Source organism: Cryptocyanus atlanticus LEGE 06306 (assembly GCF_056633155.1).
Map to the genome: position 1 here is coordinate 1 of NZ_JBSJOZ010000014.1, position 23,288 is coordinate 23,288.

Consider the following 23,288-nt stretch of genomic DNA (forward strand, 5'->3'; position numbering starts at 1 on the left):
CTATTGCATCCTTAACAGGCTGCCAGGGCGCGACGAAGATTTTTCGAGGTGCCCTCTACTTGATCGTCTACCAGGCATCGATTTAAAGCACCCGTTTTCAACCCGCTATTTGAAGATCTATACTTGTTAATATTGTCTCATGGCCCTCGAATTCTCAGACTTCAGGAGTGCCTAAAATGGGTGTAGATCGCTGAATTACTTGGTTAAAAATAGACCTAAGGCTCGTGGCTGAGCCGCCGCCAGTGGTCCGCTTGCCTCCGGCCCTGCGCACTCCAGGGGGCTCCGGGCAGGTCCAGGCCGAACAGCTGGTGCAGCTGATCCCCCAGCCCCAGGCAGCTCACCCCGAACCGGCGATGCAATTCGGCGCACAGGGGCAGCCGGTACGCCCCTGGCCCCACCAGCGCCAGGCTGAACGGCGTCTGCCCCTGCAACCGCTCCACCCCCTCCAGGCAGTGCTCCAGGCTCTGCTCGAACCCCTGGTGGGGTCGCCGCGGTGGCCTGGATTCCGGCGGTGCCAGGCAGCGCAGGCCGTAGGTCCCGATCTCCAGATCCTGATAGAGCCGCAGGCTGCGGCCGGATCGGTGCTGCTCCTCCACCGCTTCCGGCAACGGTCCGAGATACAGAATCTCTTCTCCCGCCATTCGTGCATGGAGCTTCTCCAGCGCCGGTGCGCGATGTACCCAGTGCAGCCGGCCGCTGCCTGCGGCGATCGCCTGGGCCAGGGGCAGATAGAGCCAGGGGGTGGTGTGGTTGTTTGCCCACACGGCCCCCTCCCCCCAGAGCGCCACGCGGGTGAGGCAGGCCAGCGCCCCCCGGCTCCAGCACTCCAGGCTCTCCAGGGGGGCGGAGCGGTTGGCGTAGAAGCCGCCCTCCAGCTGAAAGTGCCGCAGCGCCTGCTCCGTGTCGATCGCACCCAGGCCCATCGCCTGGTTGGCTTCGCTCCAGCCTGGCGGTCTGGCCTCGTCCTGCGCCAGACGATCGAGGGCCAGCCCCAGGGTTTCCGGTGCCAGCAGGACCCGCTGCAGCACGGCCAGCTCGATGGCGTCGAGCTCCAGGGCCAGCGGCTGGGGATCCAGGGGCAGGGGTGCGGGCGTAGGGCTCACGGGCGTTGCGTCCAGCCCGGCTGGCCCCACCAGACGCGTCCATTCCGTGGCTGCTGTTCCAACCTGTTCGAATTGCTCGAGGCTGAGCGCCTCGCCCAGGCGCCAGAGCAGATTCACCCCACGCATCAGGCTGGTGGTGGCCTCCTCCGCCTTCAGCTCGCCAGTGGGCTCGGTGGCGGACACCTCGCTGACGTAGCGATCCAGCAGTTGCTTCAGGGGGGCCGTGTCACCGCTTTTCAGCTGCTGGAGGTGGGGGGCAAGATTGCAGGCGAGGCGATCGGCGCTGTGCAGCACGGCCGCGGCCCCGGGCTGGATCACCAGAGCCAACCGCACCGGTGGAGCGCTCGTCTCATTCGTGACCGGCAGCTCGCGCAAGGCGTCCACGGCCAGCCGCACCCAGCGCGGGCAGGGCTGCAGGAGCTCGGTCAGCCGCTCGAACAGGTCGAGGGCCCGTTCGCTCGCGCCGGCCTCCCGGCCGATCAGCTCCCGCCAGTAGAGCGCGCCATCTTTGACGAACTGACCCTCCAGCACGGCCAACCAGCCCGGCGGCTCCACCGGCAGGCTGTGGTGCTCGCGCAGCAGCCGGTGCAGCTGCCAGCACAACTCGGCTCGCCGCAGCGGCGGCGGAGGATCGGTGCTGATGCGGGTGATCAGCGGGTGGATCCGGTGGACCAGCCGGTTCACCAGGGTTCCGTACTGCTCCCATCGCTTTGCCGTGAGCTCCGCCGAGCCGTCCGCCATGAGCTCGGGAATCCGGGTGCGCAGCTCCTCAAGCTGGGCCAGGGCCTCCTCCCAGCGTTGCTCCTCCACCGCCGTGCAGCAGCTCCGCTGAGCCTGCTGCAGCCACACCTCACGCTGCTGGAGCCCCTGCTCCCCTTCCATTCAGGCCGCGATCGGCAGGCAGACCCACTCTGTCTGGGGCTTGAGCTGCACGTGAACGCGGCTGGGGCTGGTGGCCAGGGCCTGGCGCCGCCGCTGGAACTCAGCCAGACGCCGCTCCAGGTCCGGAACGGCCGAGAGACGCTCGTTGAGACACAGCTCCGCCCGGCGGTAGAGGCTGAGATCCAGCTCGGTCACGAACAACCCGTGGGGGTTCTCCCCCGGCAGGCCGCCGCGGCCGTTCTGGCTGTTGGGGCGGGTGGTGTTCTTCGGTTCGGGGTAAGCCAGGTCCAGGGGCGTGCCCATCTGCTCCAGCAGGTGCTCGAGCGCCACGATCGATTCGTCGTACCGCTCCACCAGCCCCACGAACAGATCCTCCCGGCCCAGATCGATCAGCTCGGGGCGGGCGGCCCAGCCCTGGCGCAGCCGCCAGTCGGCCGGTTCCTGGGGCGACAGGTGCCGGGTCTGGAAATTGGCGAGCGTGGAGCGCACCATCCCGTCGATGTACTGGGCGAAGGGCATCGGCTTCACCGATTCCTGCACCGTGGTCTGGAAGCGGTAGGCGGAGGCGATCCGGGCCATCGGCTCCCGCAGGAAGGCCACCTTGAGGCGGGCCACGGCGCCGGGGGGCGGCATCGTGATCAGGTGCGAGGTGACCGCCAGAGGAGGACCATCTGGACCCGCCTGGGGGCCCAGGGCCTGGTCATTGATGTAATCCCGGGCCAGGCGCCAGTCGAGGCGATCACCCGAGGCCGGGGATTCCAGATAGAGCACGTTCCCCGCGGTGGCCCGCTCCAGCGACCAGATGAAGGTGGTGCCCGCGCACTTGAACCCGTGGAGGTGGAGGAGGTTTGCGAGCACCCGAGCCAACCCTGAAGATGGTGGATCTTAAACTGCAAGGAGTCCGGGGAATTGGTTCCTCCAACAGTAATTCTGAGAATTGGATGAAAGGGGATGTTTCGGCGTGTTCGATCCCGCTGGCTTTACGGCCTCGGCCTGAGTTTCACAGGGTTCATTCCACGCCGGCACCGTGGGAATGATTGGTGCATCAGGCAGCGTCGCTGTGGTGGTTCCGCCCCGAGCGTGGATCACCCCGTCAGGCTCCTTCGTCGTTCGGAAAAGGGCGGAACCAGTTGAAGCCTTCATCCGTCAGCGAAAGGATCTCTTCGGGCCGGGTTTCCGCCAGCCTGAGCAACGGTGCGAATCGCTCCAGGTCCGCCTCCAGTTTGCCGCCATCCGGGCAGGGATCCAGCGTGGCGAAGGTCTTCATCTGGAAGGGGCCAAACAGGTGCTCCAGCGTTCTGTTCCAGCTGGAGTCGGTTCTGAGGCGATGGGTATCAGCCACGCTGATGGGGAATGGGCGGCTGTCGACGGGGTCGAGCGCGGCCTGGAGCCCCATCTGGGTATACAGGCCTGGGTGGTAGCGCCCCAACCGGTTGAGGGCGCATTTGAGGAAGAGCAGATTGCCGCCGATCGAGGGGTTATGCTCGTACCGCACTGAACCATGGTGCAGATCGATCCCAGCATGGAGGCAAAAGTCGGCGATCACGTCCCCGTCGATCAGGGCGTCTCGGCTGAAACGACGGCACATGAGCGTGCCGATGGTGCCCCAGATGTTCACCCAGTTTGCCAATGAGTAGTGAGTGTTGCGAAGGGGTGCATATTCGGATAAGGCAAACAGATCATTGCAGTTCTGGACGCGTTGGCGAAATCCGGAACTGATGAAGTCAACATATTCGCGGACATAGGCGAACACGGTGATCTGATCAGGCTTGAGTAGATGAAGAAATGACTGGAGCGCCTGAATCTGTTCAGGTTGAATCAGATTGCCGAACGACTCGGACGAGAAGATCACGCGACCGTGCCTGGGCAGCTCAGCCCGGAGATCGTTCAACACCTGTTGCTGGAGTGCTCGATCTGCAATGGGATCGTTGCCGAGGAAGCTTTGCGCTAGGGGATGATGGGCGATCTGCTTCGTAAGCCGGCCGTTGCGGTGGAGGGTTCTTCCGGCATGGGGGTAGAAGACTCCCTGGGTTTGGTAGTGCTCCTCCTGACGATTGAGATAGGCCTGCAATGAAGACGTTCCACTCTTGTGGCGGCCGATATGCAGGATGATCTCCAGCCCCATCAGGGTTCTCCGGGTTGACCTCAGGCCGTGACCGGCTTGTGTTGGGCCACCTGATCAGCGGCCGTTCGATAGTCGGCGGGAAAAACCTTGCGCGCCACCAGATGCCGCTGCTGATGCAGCAGATCCGGCAGTTCGGCCAGATCGAAGCGCTTGGCCCCGCCTTGGCGATAGCGAAGATTGTCGCTGCACATCACATCGAGGAAGGGGTTCTCTTGGCTGAATAGACACATCGGCAGGATGATTTCGTCGGCGGAGAAGCAACCCTTCAGAACGGCTTTCAGCCGTGTCAGCAGGCTGGAGCTGACCAGCCACTCCACGATCGAGCGATGCAGAATCACCCAGCTGCGCCCGTAGTAAAACGGATGAATGGCCAGAAATTTCGCGCGCGTGCAGAGTTCCAAGGGGCTGAGTGGCCGGACCCAGTATCTGTTCTTGCTGGTTTCCGTGTAGCTCAGGCCGATGCGCTGGCCGATGTTCCGGGAGGGTTGCAGGGTGTGGGTCTCCACCAGCTCCCCCAGGGATGGGTCCACCAGGAGCTGGGCGCGGCCCTGGGCATAGGGGAGGCATTCCGGGAGTGGAGCGGCCGGCGCCTGGCTGGAGATCCAGTGCACGGGCCTGGCCAATCGGTAGCCCGTGCAGAAGCCCAGGCGCCCGTTGCGGGCCTCGTTGGCCAGCCGCTTGTGCATGGCTTGAGGAGGCATCAACGGGAGACAACTGCCGCTCAGATTCATGTAGTAGCTCCAGTCCGGGTGGTGCAGCGCCAGGGCCATGGATTCCAGGATCACCAACGCGCTCTCGAAGGAGCTCCAGGACAGCGGCGCGGAGCGACGGATTGAGAGGGCCTCCCCGGCACCGCCCAGGGTCTGGCGAATCTGCTCGAGGGTCTCCTCGGGGCCGTCAAAGGACAGATCGATCGAATCCCCCTCCGCCGCCAGCAACTCAACCAGGGCTGGCAGGGATTGACCGGAGCCGTGGTCCTGAATGGCGAAGTGGATCATGGGGCCACGGAGAGCCAGTTCTCGGAGATCCGTGTCTCCCCGCGCCACTCATCCTGGCCCGCCTGCTCCACGCCGAAGTAGCGATGCATCGTTTCGCCGCTGCAGAGGCACGTCACACCGTAGAGGCGTTGGACGGCTTCACACAGGGGAAGTCCGTAGCAGCCGCAGGCCGCCACGAAGACCTGGAAGGGCCGCTCCCGATGCAACCCCTCGATGCGCTCCAGGCACGCCTCCAGGCTGGCCACGAAGTCGCCCGCCGGCCGCTCCGGGTAGCGCGAGAGCGGGGCCTGCACGCAGCGCAGGCCGTAGGGCGCGATCGGCAGGTCGGAAAACAGCCGGAAGGCCCGTCCGCTGCGGTGCTGCTCCTCCACCTGGGCCGCCAGCGTGGTGGCGGCCACCACTTCCTTGCCGGCCAGAAACCGGTAGATCGCCGGGTCCGGGGGCCACTGCAGCAGCTCGGGCACCCGGCCGGTGCTCCCGTAGAGCTTCTGGGCCACCGGGTAGAACCCCGTGCTGGCGGCGGATCCGGCCACCTGGCCCCCCAGCAGCGCCTGGAGCACCCGCTGGCTCCAGTGCTGCAGGGTCTCAAGGGGGGCGTGGCCGCTGGCGTAGAAGCCCGCCTCCGTATGCAGCCGGCGCAGGGTCTCCTCCACAGCGCCGCCGCTGCCGGATCCCGGCTCGCCGCGGCGTCCCATCCAGTCCGGGTCGAGGTGATGGCGGCGGATGGCGGCCATCACCTCCTCGAGCGATCCGGCCTCGAACAGCACCGCCTGGAGCGCCGCCAGCTCCAGGGCCTGGGGGGCCAGCACACTGCGGCCCTCCCGCAGCTCCGCCACCGCTGAGCTGGAGGCCAGCGGGCGGGACCCCAGTGCCCCCGGGCCGCCGCAGCGGTTCCAGGTGGCCGTGGCCTCCACCATCCGCCGGAAGGTCTCCCGGCTGAGTGTGTCTCCCTGGCGCCAGAGCAGGCCCAGGGCCTCGTAGAGGCTGCTGGTGGGCTCCCGCAGGGTGAAGCCGGATCCCCGCTGCTGCTCGCGGATGGGCTCGAAGAAGGCCCCCACCAGCCGATCCCGCTGGATCTGGTCCTCCAGGCTGAGCAGGGGCGCCAGGTTGAGATCCAGCCGCTGGCCGTCGTGGGGCACCACACGGGCCCCGGGCACGCAGACCAGCCGCAGTTCCGCCGGCACCCGGCCGGGCGGATTCTCGTCCAGCCAGTGCGCCACGCTCTGGCGGATCCGTGCTTCCAGCTCGTCCGGGTCGGGGGGCTCGCCCTCGCCGCCCCCCGGCGGCAGCGCCTGGGTGTCCGCCCCAACGGCCGCCGCCGGCTCGAGAAGGGCGGCGAGTCGCCCGCTGAGGCCGTGCTCCAGCGGCTCCACCTGCGCCATCTGGGCGGCCCACTGGTGCAGCTGGTCGCGGCTGTCCTCCTCGAGCGGGCCCGCCGCCGCCGCGCTCTCCCCCGCGGCCACGGCCTCCAGCAGCAGCTCCCGGGCAAAGCGCACCATCCAGGGCTTGGGCGGCTGATGCAGCGCGCAGAGCCGCAGCAGCAGGGTGAGCGCCCGGGGGCGGGCCTCGGCGCAGCCGGGATCCGCCCGATGGCGATCCACCCAGAGCTGGGAGCCGATCTGGGTGAGCTTGGCTTCCAGGGGCGCCACCCAGTGGGGGAGCGTGCTGCCGCGGGAGCGCAGCCGCTCCATCAGCACGGGCACCTGCCAGCAGAGCTCGGCCCGCTCCGCGGCGGGGGCGGCCCCGTCACCGGCCAGCCGCACCCGTCTGCCGATCGCTGCCAGCACCTGGGCCAGCATCTCCCCCTCCTCGGCCTCCAGGGCGCGCCGCGCGTCGGCCAGGGCCACCCACAGCCAGCCGTAGGAGCGCAGCAGATCCGGGATCAGGTCCAGCGCCCGGCTGTCCTCGCCCCGGTCCAGGGCGTCGATCGTGTCGATCGCCAGCTGGCGCGAGCGGCTGAACAGCTCCTCCAGCGCCAGGGTCGGGTCCGTGGTCTCCAGTGGGGTCACTCCGGCATCACCTGATCCGGCCCGCATTCTCCGCTCTCCATCGCTGCGGTGGTGTCGCTGCGGTGTCAGCACCGCCGTTCAGCCAACGCCGGACGGCTTAGTTTCTGTGCGACCCGCCGTACCGACTCCGTGCCGATCAACCTGCCGACGGCCTTGCAGGGCCTGGCCCGCGGGTCGGTGGTCGGCGGCTTCGAGGGGTTCGCCGGCGGCGGTGCCCTGGAGGGCTGGGCCTGTCCCCTGGAGGGGGCCGAGGCCGCCGCGGGCCCGCTCACGATCCTGTTGCAGGTGGAGGATCTCCTCAACCCCGGCCCGGTGTGGAGCCTGGGGGAGGTGGAGGCCTCGCTGCCCCGCCCCGATCTCGATCAGCAGGGGCTCTCCCAGCCCTGTGGTTTCGCCTTCCAGGGGCGCAGCGGCATGGAGATCCCGCCCCGCTCCACCGGCCTGGTGGTGCGCGCCCTCGTGCAGGGCGATCCCGCCGTGGAACTGGCCGGCAGCCCCCTGCGCCTCGACGACGACCGCTACCGGGCCCTGGAGCAGCTCGGCCGCCGCGCCACCGGATCCTCCGTGCGTCTTGAGGCCCTGAACGGCCCGATCGTGGTGGGGTGGGCACCCCCGGGTCAGGAGCTGGAGTTTCGTGTGGATGGGGTGCCGGCCGGCCGGGTCGGCGCCGGGCCCGACGGGCAGCTCCATCTCTCCCTGCCCCCCGCCTGCTGCGATGGGCGGCCCCACCACCTCGCCCTCCACGACGGCGAGGGGGTCCTGCGGGCCGAGAGCCTGGAGATCACCCCCTTCCAGCTCACCCCCTGGGCCGCCCTCCAGGACCATGGCCGCGCCCCCTTCCCCGACCAGCTCAACCCCCTGGCCCGGGAGCACCTCCGCAGCCTCACCACCTGGCTCCACTGGGCCGACCACGACGGCACCCCCCTGCCCGCCGACCTGCCCCTGCTGCAGCGGCTGCTGAGCGGGCCGATCGAGCCGCCCACCAATGCCGCCCCCGGCCAGGAGGCCGGGCCCCACGGCGAGCCGGTGGCCCGCCAGCCGATTCACCTGCCGCTCAGCCCCGACCCCCGGGTGTCGGTGGTGGTGCCCGCCCACAACCAGTACGCCGTGACGCGCCGCTGCCTGGCCGCCCTGGCCTACGCCCCCACCCGCGTGCCCTTCGAGCTGATCGTCGTCGACGACGGCTCCTCCGACGGCACCAGCGAAGCCCTGGCCCGGGAGGCGCCCGGCGTGCGGGTGATCCGCCACGACTACGCCCGCGGCTTCAACCAGGCCTGCCACAGCGGTGTGGCCGCCGCCCGGGGCCCCTTCATCGTGCTGCTCAACAACGACACCGAGCCCTGTGCCCTCTGGCTGGAGGAGCTGCTGGCCCCGTTCGAGCTCTGGCCCGACACCGGCCTGACCGGCTCCCAGCTGCTCTATCCCGACGGACGCCTCCAGGAGGCGGGCGGGATCGTGTGGGGCAACGGGGAACCCTGGAACTACGGGAAGGGCCTGAACCCCCATGCCCCGGGGGTGAGCTACACCCGCCAGGTCGACTACGTGAGCGGCGCCGCCCTGGCCCTGCCCCGGGAGCTCTGGGCCCGGCTGGGCGGCTTCAGCCCCGAGTTCTCCCCCGCCTACTACGAGGACACCGACCTGGCCTTCAAGGTGCGCCAGGCCGGCCTCACGGTGCGCTACGCCCCCCTCTCCCGCGTGATCCACCACGAGGGCCTCAGCTGCGGCACCGACACCAACCCGGAAACCAGCGAGGGTTTCAAGCGCTTCCAGACCCTGCACGGGCCCACCTTCCAGCGCAAGTGGCAGCACGCCTTCGAGGGGGAACGGGAGCCCTCCTTCGAGGCCGCCGAGCGGATCAAGGACCGGGGCATCCTCGGCCGGGCCCTCTTCATCGACCACGCCACCCCCCGCCCCGACCGGGATGCCGGCAGCCATGCCGCCCTGGCGGAGATGGACCTGGTCCAGGCCCTCGGCTACAAGATCACCTTCCTGCCGGCCAACCTGGCCTGGCTCGGGCCCTACACCGAGGAGCTGCAGCGGCGCGGCATCGAGGCGATCCATGCCCCCTTCGTGCTCTCCCTCGACCAGTTCCTCAGCGAGCGGGGCGGCGAGTTCGACTTCATCTATCTCACCCGCTACACCACCGTGCGCGATTGCCTGCCCCTGCTCCGGGAGCATGCCGCCCAGGCCCGGCTGATCTTCTGCAACGCCGATCTGCACTACCTGCGGGAGCTGCGCCAGGCCCAGAGCGCCAACCTGAGCGGCGAGCCGGCCGAGGCGGCCCTGGCCTCCGTGCGGGAAACCCGGCGCCAGGAGCTCGAGGCCATCGCCGGCGTGGATCTCACCCTCACCTACAGCGAGATCGAGCAGGCGGTGATCGCCGCCGAGAGCCTGGGCCAGGCCGCCACCGCCCTCTGCCCCTGGGTGGTGGACCCGGTGGAGCAGCCCTCCCCCCTGGCCAGCCGCGGCGGCATCACCTTCCTCGGTAGCTACCAGCACCCGCCCAACCAGGACGCCGTGGAAAGTTTCCTCGCCACGGTCTGGCCCCTGCTGAACGAGCGCCTGCCCGATCTCGAATTCCATCTCTACGGCAGCGGGCTGGGCCCGGAGCTTCAGGAGAGCTGGCAGGCCATCCAGGGGGTGCGCGTCCACGGCTGGGTCACCGATGCCAGCGTGGTGTACGAGCGGCACCGGGTGTTCATCGCCCCGCTGCGCTCCGGGGCCGGCATCAAGGGCAAGGTGATCGCCGCCCTGGCCCACGGCATTCCCCAGGTGCTCAGCCCGGTGGCCGCCGAAGCCACCGGGCTGCGCCACGGCGCCGAGGTGTTCATCGCCCGCGACCCCGAGGCCTGGTGCGGCGCCATCACCGCCCTGATCGCCGACGACGACCTCTGGAGCCGCACCAGCACATCCGCCCGCGCCCATGCCCGGGCCCATTTCTCGCGCGACCATGGGCTCGACCTGATGGCCGACGCCCTCGCACGCCTCTCCCTGCCCTGCCGGCGATGAGCACTCCCCCCCTCTCCGGCGTGACGCCACCGGCGCTGATCGCCATCTCCCCCCGCCGGCCCCTGCTCTCGGTCGACGAAACGAACCGGCTGCTCCGGCAGCAGGGCGTCTGCCTGGCCCTGGCCCAGGGGGTGGTGCTCGATCGGGTCGTGCAGAGCATCAGCCTGAGCGCCGATGAGGAGAACGCCCTGATGCGCGCCTACCTGGAGGGCGAAGGCGTCAAGGACGACCAGTCCCTGGCCGCCTGGCTGGCCCGTCGGGGCTGGTCGTCGGCCGATCTGCGCTACTTCGCCACCAAGGCCGAACGGCTGCGCCGCTACAGCCAGGCCCGCTACGGCAGCGAGGCGGAGATCCGCTTCCTGGATCGCAAGCTCGATCTCGACCAGGTCACCTATTCCCTGCTGCGGGTCTCCGACCGCGACGAAGCCGAGGAGCTCTACCTCCAGCTGCGGGAGGGCGAGGCCGACTTCGCCGCCCTGGTGGCGGCCCATTCCGAGGGCCGTGAGCGCGTCACCCGCGGCCTGATCGGCCCGATCGCCCTCTCCGCCGGCCATCCCAGCCTCAGCGAGCGGCTGCGGGTGGGCAGCCCCGGCCAGCTCTGGCCGCCCTTCGAAGTGGCCGGTTGGTGGCTGTTGGTGCGGCTGGAGGAGCGGTTTCCTGCTCAACTCGATGACGCCATGCGCGCCCGGATGGTGGATGAACTCTTTCAGGTCTGGTTCAAGGAGCAGGTGAGCCTGCTCATGGCCGGTGAGGAGCTGATGCCCTTGCCCCGCGACCCCGATTCCGCCCACCGATGAGCCCTGCCTGAGCCGCCCGTGAGCCCCTCCCCCACCAGCCTGTCCGAAGGCCGCCAGCAGGGTCTGCTGGCCGGCTTCCGCCCCTTCGACCGCCTCCCCGCCGAGGTGCTGGCCGGTCTCGACTCCCTGCTGGACACCCGCCGCTTCCGCCTCGGCCAGACCCTGCTGCGCCGCGAGCGCCAGCCCGAGGGCCTGCTGCTGCTGCGCTCCGGCAGCCTGCGGGTGCTGGCCACCGACCCCCTCAGCGGTGACCTGGTCACGATCGACCGGCTCCAGGCCGGCGCCTGTGTGGGCTGGTGTTCCCTGCTGATCGGCGAGCCCTGCGAGCAGATCCGGGTGTCGGCGGAGGCGGAGGTGCTGGTGGTGCCCGCCCCCCTCTTCCAGGATCTGCTCGCCGACCACGACGCCTTCCGGCTCTGGTTCCAGACCACCCTGCCGGCCGCCGAGCTGCACCGGCTCCTGGTCGACCTCCACACCCAGAACCCCGGCTGGGCCGACGCCCTGCGGGGCTGGCCCGCCATCCGCCAGGCGGCCCGGGTGCGCAGCCTGCCGCCCTCCGACCAGGCCGAGGGCCCGCTCGCCCTAAGCGCCGAGCTCACCTGGTTCCACAGCAGCGGCGGCCCCCTCGGGCAGCCCTGGCCGATCGGCAGCGAGGCCGAGCCGCCGCGCTCCGGCGGGGCCTGGCTTCGTCTGGTGGGGCTCCCGTCCCAGGCCAGCGCCCCGTCGCAGGCGAGCAGCGGTGATCCCCACGCCCCCGTGGCCCAGGAGCCGCCGTCCGCGCCCGCCCTGCAGGTCGGCAGCGGTTCCGAAGCAGCGGCCCCGGACGCGGCGGCCGCCATGCCCACCCCGCCCGCCGGAGCCCTGGCCCCCCCCCCGGCCCCTGGCAGCGGAGCCGGCACCTATGCCCTCTCCCCCCCCTCGCCCGCCCCCCGCACAGACGGCCACGGCGACGAGGCCGAGCTGCGCCTGCAGCGCGCCACCGGGCCCCGCGAGGCTCCGATCGCGATCTGCACCGCCATCGCCAACTACTTCGGCGTGCCGATCAACCGGGATGCCCTGCGCGACCAGGTGCAGGCGGTGCTGGCCCGCCAGGGCGGGCTCAACCTGATCAACCTCGGCCAGATCCTCGATGCTCTCGGGCTGCGGGTGGTGCTCACCAAACTGCCCGCCGACCGGCTGGTGCGGGCCACCACCCCCGCCGTGCTCCATGCCCAGGGGCACTTCGCCATCCTCGAGGGGGTGGACGATGACGGCCGCCTGCGCCTGCTCGAACCCGAACTGGGTCCCCTGCTGCTCCCGGTGGCCCAGCTCGCCGGCGCCGGGGAGGACGGGGTGGAGCTGCTGCTGCTGCAGCGCAAGAGCGATGCCAAGGAGCAGACCTTCAGCTGGGGCTGGTTCCTGCCCTTCCTGCGGGAGCACCGCCGCCAGCTGGTGGAGGTGGTGGCCCTCTCCTTCGTGATCAACCTGCTGGCCCTGGTTCAGCCCCTGGGCCTGCGGGTGCTGATCGACCAGGTGGTGCGCCAGCGCAACATCAACACCCTGCTCACCATCTGCTTCGTGATGCTGGTGGCGGCCGTGGTGGCGGCCGTGCTCAAGACCCTGCGGGGCTACATCTTCACCGACACGGCCAACCGGGTGGATCAGGCCACCAAGAGCACCATCCTCGATCACCTGGTGCGGCTGCCCCAGGGCTTCTTCGACAGCCGGCCGGTGGGCCAGGTGATGTTCTACTTCGGCCAGCTCGACAAGCTGCGCGATTTCCTGCTCGGCAACAGCCTCACCACGGTGGTGGATCTGGCCTTCAGTTTCCTCTACCTGTTCGTGCTGTTCGCCATCAGCGTGCCGCTCACCTTCGCCACCCTCTCCACCCTGCCGCTGATGCTGGCCCTCAGCCTCTTGAGCAACCCGCTGGTGCGCGCCCAGATCAAGCGCAGCATGGGGGCCTCGGTGAAAACCTATTCCTACCTGAACGAATCGATCACCGGCATCCAGACGATCAAATCCCAGAACGCCGAGCTCAAGACCCGCTGGGAGTTCCAGAACCGCTACGCCCGCTTCATCGGCGAAGACTTCAAGCTCAAGATCAGCAAGGAATCGATCAGCAACCTGGCCAGCTTCATCAACGATCTCAACGGTCTGATCACGATCGGCGTGGGCGTTTTTCTGCTGATCCAGAACGAGCTCACCTTCGGGGCCTTCCTCGCCTTCCGCATCCTCAGCGGCTACATCACCCGCCCCCTGGTGCAGCTCACCACCACCTGGCAGCAGTTCCAGCAGTGCACCGCCTCGATCCAGCTGGTGGCCGATGTGGTCGACCGCCCCACCGAGCAGAGCGACGCCGAGGCGCTCAACATCCCGATGCCGCCGCTCACCGGCCGGGTGGAGTTCCAGAACGTGAGCTTCCGCTTCGGCGACGACAGCCCCCTGGTGCTGCATGGGATCAACCTGGAGGTGCCGGCCGGCTCCTTCGTGGGCATGGTGGGCGGCTCCGGCAGCGGCAAGAGCACCCTGCTCAAGCAATTGCCGCGCTTCTACCGGCCCCTGGAGGGCAAGGTGCTGATCGATGGCCTCGACATCAACAAGGTGGAGCTCTATTCCCTGCGCCGCCAGATCGGCGTGGTGCCCCAGGACAGCGTGCTGTTCGACGGCACCGTGCGCGAGAACCTGCTGCTGGTGAAGCCCGATGCCACCGCCGACGAGATGATCCGGGCCGCCCGGATCGCCTGCGCCCACGACTTCATCATGGAGCTCCCCAAGGGCTACAACTCCGATGTGGGCGAGCGCGGAGCCGGCCTCTCCGGCGGCCAGCGCCAGCGCCTCGCCCTGGCCCGGGCCGTGTTGCAGAACCCCCGCATGCTGATCCTCGATGAAGCCACCAGCGCCCTCGATGCCCGCACCGAACGCCAGGTCTGCATCAACCTGTTCGAAGCCTTCCGCGGCCGCACGGTGTTCTTCATCACCCACCGCCTCAGCACCGTCCAGCCGGCCGACTGCATCGTGATGATGGACAAGGGCGCCATCATGGAAACGGGCAGCCACCGGGAGCTGATGCGGCGCCAGGGGTGGTACTACGCCCTCCATTCCAGCCAGGGTCAGGAGGGAGGTCTCTGATGGCGACCAGCAGCGACCCCTCCAATTCCCTGGTGGATCTCTACGAGCGTGCCCTCGGCTGGCTGCGCTCCCCCCGTCGCCCCCGCCCCCGCCCGGATGAGCGGGTGGTGCCGGTGCGGGTCGACCTGGTCGGGGAGAGCGATCCAGCCAGCGCCGGCCACGGCCCCACCGGCCCGGCCACCGCGGACGCTTCCGCCCATCCTTTTTTGCCCTCCACCGATCCGGCCACCCCTGGCTCCAGTGCCCTGGTGCCCGCCGCCGACTGGCAGTTCAACCAGCCGGTGCTGCTGCGCAAGAGTGGGCGGGCCTCCAGCCTGATCGTCTGGACCGTGCTCGGGGGGGTGGGTGCCATCGGCCTCTGGGCCGTGCTGGCCCCCCTGGGCGAAACCATTGCCGTGCAGGGCAAGCTCCAGCCCGGCAGCAAGGTGAAGGCGATCCAGGCGCCCGTGCCCGGGGTGATCGAAGCGGTGCTCGTGAAGGACGGCGAGACCGTCCGCCAGGGCCAGGAGGTGATCCGCTTCGATCTGCGCGAGGCCCGCAGCCGCCTCACCGCCGCCGAGGCGATCCGGGAGCGCCTCATCAACGAGAACCAGATCCTCTCCGCCTCCCTGGGCGACACCCGGGCCAGCGGCCTCTCCGCCAACCAGCAGCTCCAGCTCAGGAACCAGAGTGAGGATCTGCGCACCCAGCGCCTGGCGGCCGACGAGCAGCTGCGGGCCAGCGAGGCCCGGATCGCCGGCCTGCGCACCAGCCTGGCCACCGCCCGCAACATTGCCGCCCGCTTCGAGGCCCTGGCGCGCACCGGCGCGGTCAGCGAGGTGCAGGCCCTCGAGAGCCGCAACCGGGTCAATGAGCTGGAGGCCAACCTCGCCAGCGAGGAGCGCACCGCCGCCAGCCTCAGCGCCTCGGCCCTCAACGCCGGGGCCGCCCCCGGCGCCGACCTGCGCGGCCGCATCGAGGAGAACCTGCGCCAGATCTCCGACCTCGACGGCCAGATCCGCCTGGCCCGGGTGCAGCTCCAGTACAGCGTGCTCACCGCCCCCAGTGCCGGATCGATCTTCGACATCGATGTCTCCCCCGGCTCGGTGGTGGAATCGGCCAAGACGCTGCTGCGGGTGGTGCCCGGCGACGCGCTCGAAGCCAAGGTGTTCATCCCCAACGATGTGATCGGCTTCCTCTCCCCGGGCCAGAACGCCGAGATCTCGATCAACACCTTCCCCTCCTCCGAGTTCGGCAGCATTCCCGCCACGGTGGAGCGGATCGGCTCCGATGCCCTCACCACCCAGGAGATGGCCGAAACGCTCCAGACCGAGCAGCAGGGCCTCTTCTATCCCGCCGTGCTGCAGCTGCGCCGCCAGAGCCTGGAGGGCAGCACCCGCCCCATTCCGCTCAAACCGGGCATGGCCCTCTCCGCCGACATCCAGTTGCGGCAGCGCACCTTCATCAGCCTGTTCACCAGCTTCCTCGATGACCGGCGCAAAGACCTCGAGCGGCTGCGCTGATGGCCCGCCGCTCCGCTCCCGATCCGGTGGCCGACTGGTCGGCCTATGTGCCCCGCGGCCAGCGCCGCAGCCTGCTGCTGAAGCGGGCCTGGCAGCGGTTCCGCACCACGCTGGCCACCCAGCGGGTGCTGATCGCGCTGATGGTGCTCTCCTATCTGGCCATCTGCCTCGGGCTCATCCTCTGGGGCGGGCCCAGCCTCGGCGTGCTGGCCCTGCTGCCCCTCCTGCTCGGTCCCCCGGTGGGCTACCTGGCCTACTGGCTGGTCTGGCGGGAGTTCCACGAATGAACGGGGCATGAACCGCCGCCCAGCCCTCAAGTGGGCTGGGCGGCCCGGGCCCGCAGAGTGGTGAGTTCCTGCAGCAGCCAGTCGGGCAGGAGGCTGTCGGCGGCGCTCAGGTTCACCTTGCCGGCGGGGTAGTAGAGCAGCGCGGCCATCAGGGCGTTGAGGGAGCGGGGATGGCGCATCGCCCCCACGATCGTGCCCAGCCGCCGCCGGGCCGCGTCTTCCTCGGGGGGCATGGTTTCCCGGGAGAACCCGGAGCCGATCAGGTTCTGGGTGAGCTGGCCGAACGGCGCCCGGTAGAGCGTCTGCAGTTGGTCGGGATCCACATCCAGCCAGATCTGGGCCACTTGGCGCCGCAGCACGGCCAGTTCACGCTTGAGTTCGGCGTCGCTCGGATCGATCGCGTAGAGATTGATCAGACCGCTCATCCGGCCCAGAAATTCATTGTCCTGAATCAGGGGCAGGCAGGCCTCGCCCCGCTTTTCCGAGAAGAGGGGCAGGGGGCCGCCATCCGCTTCGGCTTCCGTGGAGGGGATCAGCGGGCGCTCGCCGCTGGACCCGGCCGGGGCCAGCAGGGCGGGGGCCCCGGTGTTCCCGGCGCCGTTCCCGCCGGGTTGGCGCCGGCGCAGTTTCTGCAGCAGCTGGGGGTCGCAGCGCTCGGCATAGTCGCCGAGCAGCCATTCCGGGATCTGCCGCAGCGGATCGGCCACCTTCATGGCGTTGAGGTCGTAATAGGGCATCACGGCCAGCAGCAGATTGGTGGTTTCGTGGTGCCCGAAGGCCGTGAGCAGCCGCTGGGTGAGGCCCGCTTTCCAGCGTTCATCCTTCTCCCGCAGGGGCAGGGCCGGCAGCACGCCCCGCAGCATCAGCTTGTAGGCCTGCCCGATCGGGCCGGCATAGAGCATCTCCAGATAATCGACCGGAGCCGAGAGCCAGAACCGGGTGAAACAGGAGCGGGCGGCCTGGGCATCCTGCACGGTCTGCTGGTTGGGGGTCTGGTCGAGCTGGGTGAAGATCGTCTGCAGCCGCCGCACCGACCAGGCGGTGATCTCCATCGGCAGCTCCACCTCTCCCTGCGGCAACGGACTCACCAACCGGTTCACCTCCCGGGCCGGAGGGGGGGCGGACACCAGAGCAGGATCGGGTCCTTGTGCCTGCCTGGTGTGACTCGAGCGACCGAACAGACTCCGCAGGGAAGGCATCGATACGGCGGCGATAGGGAAGCGATCGAACTGTACCGAGTTCCTTCAGGATTCCTTTGTCTCCATGGCAGCCGCGCCTGATGCAGTGTCTGCTCCTTCATCAGGCCTTTCCGGCCCAGTTCCGTCCCCTCGCACTCCAGCTCCTGGCCTGCGGCCATGAGGTGCACGCCATCAGCTCCGATCCGGACCCCGGCAGCCCCGAGGGCTGGACGCTGCACCCCTACGAGGCCCCTCCGATCGAATCCCTGCCCACCGGGCTGATCGATCCCGGCCTCGAACGTGCCCTGATCCGGGGTGAACGGGTGGCTGAGCTGGCCCGGACCCTGAAACGCGACGGCCTCGAGCCCCGGCTGATCCTGTTTCACAGCGCCTGGGGGGAGGGCCTCTATCTGCGGGATCTCTGGCCCGAGGCCGTGCTGATCGCCTACCCGGAACTCTTCGGTGCTCCCGCCCTGCTCGGCGGCGCTGATCCGGATGCTCCTCCGATCACTCCGGAGCGGCTCAGGCTGCTGGTGCGCAACAACCTGATGGCACTCTCGGCACTGGCGGCGGCCGACGCGGCGCTCACCCCCACCCCGTTCCAGCGCGACAGCTTCCCGGGCCCCTGGCGCGGCCGGATCCAGGTGATCCATGAAGGCATCGACACGGCTCAGCTGCGGCCGGCATCGCCGCGGGGCCTGCGCCTGACGGCCGATCTGGTGGTGGATCCTGGAGCGCCGGTGCTCACCTTCGTGAGCCGGAATCTGGAGCCCCTGCGGGGGTTCGGCCGCTTGATGCGGGCCCTGCCTCCCCTCCTGCGCCACCACCCCGACCTGCAGGTGGTGCTGGTGGGGGGCCACGGCCACACCTACAGCCCGCCCAGCCCCCACCCCGGCGGGTACCTCGGCGCCCTGCTCGAGCAGCTGGGCGAGCGCATCGACCGGCGGCGGTGTCATGCCGTGGGCCTGCTCCGGCGTGACCAGCTCACAGCCCTGCTGCAGCGCAGCACGGTGCACGCCTATCTCTCCTATCCCTATGTGCTCTCCTGGAGCCTGCTGGAGGCGATGGCCTGCGGGGCGGTGGTGGTGGCCTCCGACACGGCTCCGGTGCGGGATGTGATCCGCCACGGTCACAACGGCCTGCTGGTTCCCCTGGAGGACCCGGCGGCCATCGCCGCCCGCATCGACACCGTGCTGCGCGATCCAGCCTCCCACCGCCCCCTGGGCCAGCGGGCCCGCGCCACGGTGCTGGAGCGCTACCGGCGCGACCACTGCATGGCGGCCTTCAGTCACTGGATCGATGCGCTGCTGCTGCTGCGCTCCAGCCGGTGAACGCCCCGAGCAGCCCCTCGATCGCGCTGGCCCAGTCGCCCGTTGCGCTCTGACGGAACAGGCGCAGGGAGCCATACCACGGGCTGTCCTCCCGCTGCCGCAGCCAGCGGGGATCGGCGCTCCAGGGCAGCAGGATCCAGCCGGGGGCTCCCATGGCGCCCGCCAGATGGGCCAGGGCCGTGTCCACAGTGATCACCAGATCCAGCTGGGCCACCACCCGCGCCAGATGGGCGAAGTCGTTCAGATCCAGCCGCGGCGCGGGCAGCCGGAACCCGAGGGCGGCCGCCAGCTCCCCATCGTGGCCGTACTGCAGCGGGATCACCGCCGCGCCGGCCCCCTGCAGCCCAGCGATCAGCTGCCAGAGGGCCAGGGGGGTCAGGCTGCGTTTGACGTACTCCCGGTGGGTGAAGGGATCCTCCCGCTTGCGCCCCGACGCCCAGACCAGTCCGACCCTGGGGCCCTCCGGGAGGCCCTCCGGGAGCAGGGAGGGCCCCGCGGTGCTCCAGAGCGGCGAACGCAGGCAGAGGCCGCCCTCCGCAGGGGCGTGGTCGGGGCCGAGCCGGTGGGGCAGGCTCATCAGCGGTCCATGGGCGGCCAGGGGCTGGAAGGTCAGGGTGTCCTTGCTCACCACCCGGGGTGGTGCCGCCATCCAGGCCAGGCCCTCCTGCAGGAGTCGCACCAGGTTGGCCTCCACCACCAGATGGAGCGGGCCGGTTCGCCTGGCCAGGGCAGGAATCCAGCGCAGATACTGCAGGGTGTCGCCGAAGCCCTGCTCGCTCCAGATCCAGAGGGGCTGGTCGGCATCGAGCTCCCCCTCACCGCCCGCGCCCCAGAACGGGGCCGGGCGGAAGGGGCTCCAGCCCGGTAGCGCGCAACGGGCCTCCGCGGCAGCGAAGGCCTCGGCGTGGCGCTCCAGACCGATCAGCACCTGGCTCAGCCCCCAACGGGCCTCGGCATCACCGGCCGCTTCGTAGAGGGGCAGGGCCTCCTCGAACCGGTTGAGATCCCGCAACGCGTTGGCCAGGCCGCAGAGCGCCGCGGGAGCGGGGGCTGAGCAGGCCAGCGCCTGCCGGTAGGCGGTTTCGGCCGCCTGGGGGAGGTCGGCCAGCCACAGGGCATGGCCCAGGTTGCCCCAGAGCCGCCCATCCCCGGGCTCGAGCGCCAGGGCTTCCCCATAGGCGGCCGCCGCGGCGATCCAGGCGTGGCGGCGCTCGAAGGCGGCGGCCCTGCGGAGGCAGGCCAGCAGCGGCTCGGACTCGGCCATCGGCTCATCGTTCACCAGCACAGCCCGGGGCGCCCGCCGCGACCCAGCATGCCCGTGTCAGGGGAAGACGACCGAAGCACCCGGCCAGACAGGACAGCCCTTGGATAGGAAGTACTGATAAGCAGTGCTGATGTATGAATCTGGTTAACATCAAGCAATGTGTCGAGCGCTGCCGAATCTGAGAGAAATCGGTAAGCAGCAAGCCATTTCACGGGGAATTCTGAGGGATCGGACACACCGGATTCGCCGCGAGATCAGAAAGGCCCCCATCAATTTGTGGTTTCCGATACCGGTTGAAGTCCAATCTCGCGAGACTTCCGCTGAGAGGAAAAGACAAGCCCTGACAAGGCTGATAACGTTCGACCACATCGGAAATCCATCCCAAGGATCTCCACTTCGCCTGAGCCCCGGCTCACTCTGAAGCTATGCCTACAACCCTATCTGTCAGCGGCGGTTATACCCAGTTCCTGGAGCGCCTGGAAGATCGACTGGAGGATGCCCCGGCCTCCTTCAAGGAGCAACTCGGTCCTTTCGACGACAAACTCGATAACTCCATCGATTTCCTGCAGGCCCGGGTCGATGAGAATGATGATCTCGTCATCGGTGATGCCCTGGCCCAGGAGCTCCTCTCGGCGACCAACGAATTCTTCCCCAGTGGGGATGCCTCCATTGCCCTAGGGGTCGATTTTCTTGGTTCCGAGCCCCACCCTTCCGAGTTTCCGCCGATTTCCGAAATCGTTGACTTCTTCGAGGATCGCGGCCAGTTTCCCGTGGTCTTCGGTGGCGACGAATCCGAGAATCCCTTTGCAGACCTGCTTGGCCTCTTTGACGACCTGCCGTCGGCCAGTGATCTCCGGGACCGCTTGGATGACCTCTTCCCGGGCGGACAGGGCTGATTCCCCGGCCCCAGGCTGACGGATCTCCGTCTCCCCGTTCCCTTGACGCCAGCACCAACCCTGGAGCTACCCGGCTCCAGGGTTTTTTTCTGGCCCAGCACCGGAAGGGAAATCCCAGCGGGTCGGCGCAGCAGCCGGGCCGGGCCTCCCTTCCCCCGCTAGGAGTGCGCCAGCACCAGTTCACGGCGGCTGGCCGGCTGGAAGCGCAGGCGGGGTGGGCCCTCCCCGGCACTGGTCACGTCCACGGCGATCGTGCTGCCTTCCGGGAAGCTGCCGGCCAGGATCGCCTTGGCAATGGGCGTTTCCAGCTCCCGCTGGATGGCCCGCTTCAGGGGCCGGGCGCCGTAGACCGGGTCGTAGCCCGCCGTCGCCAGCCAGTCGAGCGCGCCGTCCTCGAGTTCGAGCCCGAGTTTGCGGTCGTCGAGGCGGCGGCGCAGCCGCTCCACCTGGAGCACCACGATGCGGCGCAGCTCATCGGCGCGCAGGCTGTGGAAGATGATCGTTTCATCCAGCCGGTTGAGGAACTCGGGCCGGAAGTGGGCCCGCAGGGCCTCGTTCACCCGCTTCTCCATCTCGCCGTGGCGGGCCGGGTCGCCGGCCAGATCCAGGATCGAGGCGCTGCCGATGTTGCTGGTGAGGATGAGCACCGTGTTGGTGAAGTCCACCGTGCGGCCCTGCCCGTCGGTGACGCGGCCGTCATCGAGGATCTGCAGCATCACGTTGAACACGTCGGGGTGGGCCTTCTCCACCTCGTCGAACAGGATCACGGCGTAGGGGCGCCGCCGCACGGCTTCGGTGAGCTGGCCGCCCTCCTCGTAGCCCACATAGCCGGGAGGCGCGCCGATCAGGCGGCTCACGGCGTGCTTCTCCATGTACTCGCTCATGTCGATGCGCACCATGGCGTCGTCGCTGTCGAACAGCTGGGCGGCCAGGGCCTTGGAGAGCTCCGTCTTGCCCACGCCGGTGGGGCCGAGGAACAGGAAGCTGGCGATCGGCCGGTTGGGATCGGAGAGGCCGGCGCGGGAGCGCTGGATCGCGTCCGCCACCGCCGTGACGGCCTGCTCCTGGCCGATCACCCGGGTGTGGAGCTCCTCCTCCAGCTGCAGCAGTTTCTCCATTTCGCTCTGCACCAGCCGCGCCACCGGAATGCCCGTCCACTTGGCGATCACCTCGGCGATGTCATCCTCGGTGACTTCCTCCCGCAGCAGGCTTTTCTCCCCATCGGCGCTGGTGAGATCGGCCTCCTTGGCCGCCAGCTTCTTGTTGAGCTCCGCCAGGGTGCCGTACTCCAGCTCGGCGGCCTTGTTGAGGTCGTACTGGCGCTTGGCCTGCTCCACCTGGAGCTGCACCTGCTCGATCTCCTCCTTGATGGCGCTGAGCTCATCAATGGCGCCCTTCTCCTGCTGCCACTGGGCGTTGAGCCCACTCTGCTGCTCGCTCAGATCGGCCAGCTCCTTCTCCAGGCGCTCCAGCCGCTCCTTGCTGGCCGGGTCGGATTCGCGGCCCAGCGAGAGCTTCTCCATCTCCAGCTGCAGGATCTTGCGATCGATCTCATCGATCTCCTCCGGCTTGGAGGTGATCTCCATCTTGAGGCGGGCGGCCGATTCGTCCATCAGGTCGATGGCCTTGTCGGGCAGGAAGCGGTCGGCGATGTAGCGGCTGCTCAGCACAGCGGCGGCCACCAGGGCGTTGTCGGCGATGCGCACGCCGTGGTGCACCTCGTAGCGCTCCTTGAGGCCCCGCAGGATCGAAATGGTGTCTTCCACCGTGGGCTGATCCACGAACACCTGCTGGAAGCGGCGCTCCAGGGCCGGATCCTTCTCGATGTGCTGGCGGTGCTCATCGAGGGTGGTGGCGCCGATGCAGCGCAGCTCGCCGCGGGCCAGCATCGGCTTGAGCAGGTTGCTGGCATCCATCGAGCCGCCGGTGGCGCCGGCCCCCACCACGGTGTGGATCTCATCGATGAACAGCACGATCTGGCCGTCGGAGGAGGTGACCTCCTTGAGCACGGCCTTGAGCCGCTCCTCGAACTCGCCGCGGTACTTGGCGCCGGCGATCAGGGCGCCCATATCGAGGGACACCAGCTGGCGGTTCTGCAGGGCCTGGGGCACATCGCCGTTGACGATGCGCTGGGCCAGCCCCTCCACGATCGCGGTTTTGCCCACGCCGGGTTCGCCGATCAGCACCGGGTTGTTCTTGGTGCGGCGGCTGAGGATCTGGATCGTGCGGCGGATCTCCTCGTCGCGGCCAATCACTGGATCGAGCTTGCCTTCGCGGGCGGCGGCGGTGAGGTCGCGGCCGTATTTCTCCAGGGATTCGTAGGTGCCCTCGGGGTTCTGGTCGGTCACGTTCTGGCTGCCCCGCACGGCGTCGATCGCCTGCTTCAGCTTGGCGCCATCGAGGCCGGCCTGGGAGAGCAACTGGCGCCCGCAGCGGGGATCCGCGGCGAGGGCCAGCAGCAGGTGCTCGATCGAGACGAAGCTGTCGGAGAACTCCTGGCGGATCCCATCGGCCCGCTCCAGCGTCTCGTTGAGCGCCTTGCCCAGATAGAGGCTCTCGGCCACCGCGGCCAGGCTGGGCTGGGCGGCGATGTGGGCCTCCACGTTCTGGCTCAGCACGGCCGGATCCACCCCCGCCTTCTCCACGATCCGGCTCGCCAGCCCCTGCTGCTCCAGCAGGGCCGCCAGAAGATGTTCCGTTTCCAACTGGGGCTGGCGCCGCTGCTGGGCCAGCTGCTGGGCGGCCACCACGGCGGCCCAGGCCTTTTCGGTGAACTGTTCGGCGGTGGGATGCATC

Annotated in this window: 15 protein-coding genes; 7 read left to right on the forward strand and 8 right to left on the reverse strand. The window is 69.1% G+C overall.

The features are described from left to right. Positions 1-215: 215 nt before the first annotated feature. The 5 genes from ACWJI7_RS12365 to ACWJI7_RS12385 form a co-directional block, all read right to left on the reverse strand. Positions 216-1,985 (reverse strand): hypothetical protein, encoded by a 1,770-nt coding sequence (locus ACWJI7_RS12365; protein ID WP_479938278.1) that lies wholly within the window; start codon positions 1,983-1,985, stop codon positions 216-218. Continuing rightward, positions 1,986-2,843 carry a sulfotransferase family protein gene (locus tag ACWJI7_RS12370; protein WP_479938279.1) on the reverse strand — a complete coding sequence of 286 codons (858 nt, stop codon included), beginning with the start codon at positions 2,841-2,843 and terminating at the stop codon, positions 1,986-1,988. It lies immediately after the preceding gene. Between the two features lie 235 nt (positions 2,844-3,078). Next, positions 3,079-4,110 carry a hypothetical protein gene (locus tag ACWJI7_RS12375; RefSeq protein WP_479938281.1) on the reverse strand — a complete coding sequence of 344 codons (1,032 nt, stop codon included), beginning with the start codon at positions 4,108-4,110 and terminating at the stop codon, positions 3,079-3,081. A gap of 20 nt (positions 4,111-4,130) precedes the next feature. Beyond that, complete coding sequence (locus ACWJI7_RS12380; protein ID WP_479938283.1) at positions 4,131-5,108, reverse strand: hypothetical protein; 978 nt, start codon at positions 5,106-5,108, stop codon at positions 4,131-4,133. Beyond that, positions 5,105-7,117, reverse strand: coding sequence for a hypothetical protein (locus tag ACWJI7_RS12385; RefSeq protein ID WP_479938285.1), 2,013 nt, complete (start codon positions 7,115-7,117; stop codon positions 5,105-5,107). The genes ACWJI7_RS12380 and ACWJI7_RS12385 overlap by 4 nt, the downstream gene beginning before the upstream one ends. A 129-nt stretch (positions 7,118-7,246) precedes the next feature. Between ACWJI7_RS12385 and ACWJI7_RS12390 the strand changes: the two genes are divergently transcribed. From ACWJI7_RS12390 to ACWJI7_RS12410, 5 genes are read left to right on the forward strand one after another with little or no spacing between them, the layout of a single operon-like run. Further along, the gene (locus tag ACWJI7_RS12390) at positions 7,247-10,126 is read left to right on the forward strand and encodes a glycosyltransferase (RefSeq protein WP_479938286.1); all 2,880 of its coding nucleotides are present in this window, start codon (positions 7,247-7,249) and stop codon (positions 10,124-10,126) included. Next, the gene (locus tag ACWJI7_RS12395) at positions 10,123-10,923 is read left to right on the forward strand and encodes a peptidylprolyl isomerase (protein ID WP_479938288.1); all 801 of its coding nucleotides are present in this window, start codon (positions 10,123-10,125) and stop codon (positions 10,921-10,923) included. Before ACWJI7_RS12390 ends, ACWJI7_RS12395 begins: the two co-directional genes overlap by 4 nt. Positions 10,924-10,941: 18 nt before the next feature. Continuing rightward, positions 10,942-14,034: an ATP-binding cassette domain-containing protein gene (locus ACWJI7_RS12400; RefSeq protein ID WP_479938290.1), complete on the forward strand. Its 3,093-nt coding sequence runs from the start codon at positions 10,942-10,944 to the stop codon at positions 14,032-14,034. Next, a complete protein-coding gene (locus tag ACWJI7_RS12405) occupies positions 14,034-15,536 on the forward strand; it encodes a beta-barrel domain-containing protein (protein WP_479938292.1) in 1,503 nt (500 codons plus the stop codon). The genes ACWJI7_RS12400 and ACWJI7_RS12405 overlap by 1 nt, the downstream gene beginning before the upstream one ends. Then, on the forward strand, positions 15,536-15,823 hold the full coding sequence (locus tag ACWJI7_RS12410; RefSeq protein ID WP_479938294.1) for a hypothetical protein: 288 nt from the start codon (positions 15,536-15,538) through the stop codon (positions 15,821-15,823). The genes ACWJI7_RS12405 and ACWJI7_RS12410 overlap by 1 nt, the downstream gene beginning before the upstream one ends. Before the next feature lie 26 nt (positions 15,824-15,849). Here the strand turns inward: ACWJI7_RS12410 and ACWJI7_RS12415 are convergent, their stop codons facing one another. Then, complete coding sequence (locus tag ACWJI7_RS12415; protein ID WP_479938296.1) at positions 15,850-16,950, reverse strand: hypothetical protein; 1,101 nt, start codon at positions 16,948-16,950, stop codon at positions 15,850-15,852. Positions 16,951-17,102: 152 nt separating this feature from the next. Between ACWJI7_RS12415 and ACWJI7_RS12420 the strand changes: the two genes are divergently transcribed. Further along, positions 17,103-18,332 (forward strand): glycosyltransferase, encoded by a 1,230-nt coding sequence (locus ACWJI7_RS12420; RefSeq protein ID WP_479938298.1) that lies wholly within the window; start codon positions 17,103-17,105, stop codon positions 18,330-18,332. Here ACWJI7_RS12420 and ACWJI7_RS12425 read toward each other — a convergent pair. Further along, complete coding sequence (locus tag ACWJI7_RS12425; RefSeq protein ID WP_479938300.1) at positions 18,286-19,596, reverse strand: glycosyltransferase family 9 protein; 1,311 nt, start codon at positions 19,594-19,596, stop codon at positions 18,286-18,288. The genes ACWJI7_RS12420 and ACWJI7_RS12425 overlap by 47 nt on opposite strands. A 425-nt stretch (positions 19,597-20,021) precedes the next feature. Here ACWJI7_RS12425 and ACWJI7_RS12430 point away from each other — a divergent pair, with 425 nt between their 5' ends. After that, the gene (locus tag ACWJI7_RS12430; protein WP_479938302.1) at positions 20,022-20,492 is read left to right on the forward strand and encodes a hypothetical protein; all 471 of its coding nucleotides are present in this window, start codon (positions 20,022-20,024) and stop codon (positions 20,490-20,492) included. A gap of 158 nt (positions 20,493-20,650) precedes the next feature. On the opposite strand, the gene clpB is transcribed toward ACWJI7_RS12430, so the two are convergent. Next, positions 20,651-23,287, reverse strand: coding sequence for an ATP-dependent chaperone ClpB (gene clpB / locus ACWJI7_RS12435; RefSeq protein ID WP_479938303.1), 2,637 nt, complete (start codon positions 23,285-23,287; stop codon positions 20,651-20,653). Between the last annotated feature and the right edge of the window lies 1 nt (position 23,288).

What these genes read in the sequence shown, in the direction of transcription:
- ACWJI7_RS12425 (WP_479938300.1), bottom strand. Translation starts at nt 19,596, where the DNA reads ATGGCCGAGTCCGAGCCGCTGCTGGCCTGCCTCCGCAGGGCCGCCGCC.
- ACWJI7_RS12430 (WP_479938302.1), top strand. Translation starts at nt 20,022, where the DNA reads ATGCCTACAACCCTATCTGTCAGCGGCGGTTATACCCAGTTCCTGGAG.
- clpB (WP_479938303.1), bottom strand. Translation starts at nt 23,287, where the DNA reads ATGCATCCCACCGCCGAACAGTTCACCGAAAAGGCCTGGGCCGCCGTG.
- ACWJI7_RS12405 (WP_479938292.1), top strand. Translation starts at nt 14,034, where the DNA reads ATGGCGACCAGCAGCGACCCCTCCAATTCCCTGGTGGATCTCTACGAG.
- ACWJI7_RS12365 (WP_479938278.1), bottom strand. Translation starts at nt 1,985, where the DNA reads ATGGAAGGGGAGCAGGGGCTCCAGCAGCGTGAGGTGTGGCTGCAGCAG.
- ACWJI7_RS12380 (WP_479938283.1), bottom strand. Translation starts at nt 5,108, where the DNA reads ATGATCCACTTCGCCATTCAGGACCACGGCTCCGGTCAATCCCTGCCA.
- ACWJI7_RS12375 (WP_479938281.1), bottom strand. Translation starts at nt 4,110, where the DNA reads ATGGGGCTGGAGATCATCCTGCATATCGGCCGCCACAAGAGTGGAACG.
- ACWJI7_RS12420 (WP_479938298.1), top strand. Translation starts at nt 17,103, where the DNA reads ATGCAGTGTCTGCTCCTTCATCAGGCCTTTCCGGCCCAGTTCCGTCCC.
- ACWJI7_RS12395 (WP_479938288.1), top strand. Translation starts at nt 10,123, where the DNA reads ATGAGCACTCCCCCCCTCTCCGGCGTGACGCCACCGGCGCTGATCGCC.
- ACWJI7_RS12410 (WP_479938294.1), top strand. Translation starts at nt 15,536, where the DNA reads ATGGCCCGCCGCTCCGCTCCCGATCCGGTGGCCGACTGGTCGGCCTAT.